This is a genomic window from Curtobacterium sp. B8 (genome assembly GCF_000333315.1).
GTDB classification, from domain to species: domain Bacteria; phylum Actinomycetota; class Actinomycetes; order Actinomycetales; family Microbacteriaceae; genus Curtobacterium; species Curtobacterium luteum.
On sequence record NZ_BACW01000103.1, the window covers coordinates 1 to 1,939 of the forward strand.

Here is a 1,939-nt window from a genome sequence, read left to right on the forward strand (position 1 = left end):
GCGCCGTCGCGAGCGGCTCCTCGGTATCCCGCCGTGATGGAGCACTGCGTCGAGCGGTCCGTCCGGCGGACCGGCACGCTCCCCGGTGGTCTCGACGTCCGGCGCCGCGCGGCGACCTGGTACGAGCAGCTCGTCCGGGACGACCCCGACCACGACCCGCTGTTCGCGATGGAGTGGGTCAACCTCGTCGCGATGGCGGTGAACGAGGAGAACGCGACCGGGGGCCGGGTCGTCACCGCCCCGACGAACGGCGCCGCGGGGATCATCCCCGCCGTCCTGTCCTACGCGCTCACCTACGTCCCCGAGGTCACGGCGGACCGTCGGGACGACGCCGTGGTGCGGTTCCTGCTGACCGCCGGCGCGGTCGGCTCGATCTACAAGGAGCGGGCGTCGATCTCCGGGGCAGAGGTCGGCTGCCAGGGCGAGGTCGGGTCGGCGGCCTCGATGGCCGCGGCCGGGCTCGCGGAGGTCCTCGGCGGCACCCCGGAGCAGGTCGAGAACGCGGCCGAGATCGCCATGGAGCACAACCTCGGTCTCACCTGCGACCCGATCGGCGGCCTCGTGCAGATCCCGTGCATCGAGCGGAACGCGATCGCGGCGAACAAGGCGATCAACGCGGCACGGATGGCCCTCCGTGGCGACGGCGTCCACCACGTGTCGCTCGACCAGGTCGTCGAGACCATGCGGCAGACGGGCGCCGACATGTCGACGAAGTACAAGGAGACCGCGATGGGCGGCCTGGCGGTCAACGTCCCCCTGTGTTGACCCGGACCTCGTCGACGCGGACCTGGTCGACGCGGACCTCGAGTCGGGCCTCGGTCGGGACGACCCGCGGCGCGCCGTCCCCGTCGAGCACCACGAGCGCGGTCGCTCCCGGGGTCGTGAGCTCGTCGACCACGGTGCCGACGTGGCGCTCGCCGCGGTCCTCGTAGCGGACGGTGGCGTTCACGGGGACCGCGTCAGCGGGGACCTCCAGCCACGCCTCGTGGTCGTCGATCGTCTGGTGCACCGCTCCATCATCGCGGGTTGTCCGGATAGCGCAGAATCGTCGAAGCTTCGTCAGGTTCATGGGCCGCGCGTACGGTCGGGTCCATGACCGAGCACGACGACCACCGGCACCCCGACCGCGACCACCTCGACGACGGCGTCGACATGACGTTCGAGGAGCGCCGGCAGGACACCCTCCGCCGCATGTCCGGGTCCGACGCACACGACGCGGACCCCCGCGTCGAGGTCTCCGAGGCACCCGACGGTGACGTCCGCATCGACGTCGCGGACACCGCTGCGGTCCGCCCGGGGGAGTGACCGCGACCGACGGACGGCGGTGCACGGCATGATCGTCCCGTGCACCACGTCCTCAGCCGCGTCGACGGCAGCGTCTCCGCGACGCCGCTGACGGACGCGGGAACCGCCGACGGCGCGCCGGAGCGCTTCGCCGAGTCGAGCCTCCCGGCCTTCGTCGCAGCACACGACGGACCGGGCGTGCGCTGGGTGTGGGACGACACGGCGCGCTGGTACCCGGCCGTCCTGGCGGCCGGCGGCCGCATCGCACGGTGCGTCGACCTGCGGCTCGGGCGCCGCGTCCTGCGGGGAGCGCTCGCGGCCCGCGGGACCGCGCTGCAGGCGGCACCCCTCGACGCGCTCGACGCGCCACCCGTCCTGGAGGCGCGCCCCGCCCAGCCGACGCACGCCCCGCTCTTCGACGACGCGCTGTTCGCCGCGCCGGTGCCGGACGACCCGCTGGACCCGGTCGCCGAGTTCCGGGCGCAGACCGCCGCGGTCGCCGCATCCTCGGCGCCCGGTGCCCTGCGGCTGCTCCTGACCGCGGAGTCGGCCGGCGCGCTCGTCGCGGCGGAGATGCTGCACGCCGGCCTCCCGTGGCGGGTGGACGTGCACGAGCGGCTCCTCGAACAGGAGCTCGGGCCGCGGGTGCCGTACG

The 1,939-nt window shown here is 74.2% G+C and carries 3 protein-coding genes and 1 pseudogene; 3 read left to right on the forward strand and 1 reads right to left on the reverse strand.

Features of this window, described 5'->3' with window-relative positions; all coding sequences use genetic code 11:
• Positions 1-765 (forward strand): L-serine ammonia-lyase (locus tag I59_RS02755; RefSeq protein ID WP_042726394.1); only part of this gene is annotated, 765 nt, incomplete at its 5' end.
• Here the strand turns inward: I59_RS02755 and I59_RS18975 are convergent.
• Positions 746-1,009, reverse strand: coding sequence for a hypothetical protein (locus I59_RS18975; protein WP_022902564.1), 264 nt, complete (start codon positions 1,007-1,009; stop codon positions 746-748). The two genes, I59_RS02755 and I59_RS18975, sit on opposite strands and share 20 nt — an antisense overlap.
• An 83-nt stretch (positions 1,010-1,092) precedes the next feature.
• Between I59_RS18975 and I59_RS02765 the strand changes: the two genes are divergently transcribed.
• A complete protein-coding gene (locus tag I59_RS02765; protein ID WP_022902565.1) occupies positions 1,093-1,305 on the forward strand; it encodes a hypothetical protein in 213 nt (70 codons plus the stop codon).
• A 39-nt stretch (positions 1,306-1,344) separates the two neighbouring features.
• Positions 1,345-1,939: pseudogene (locus tag I59_RS02770) on the forward strand (bifunctional 3'-5' exonuclease/DNA polymerase); the annotation flags it as partial.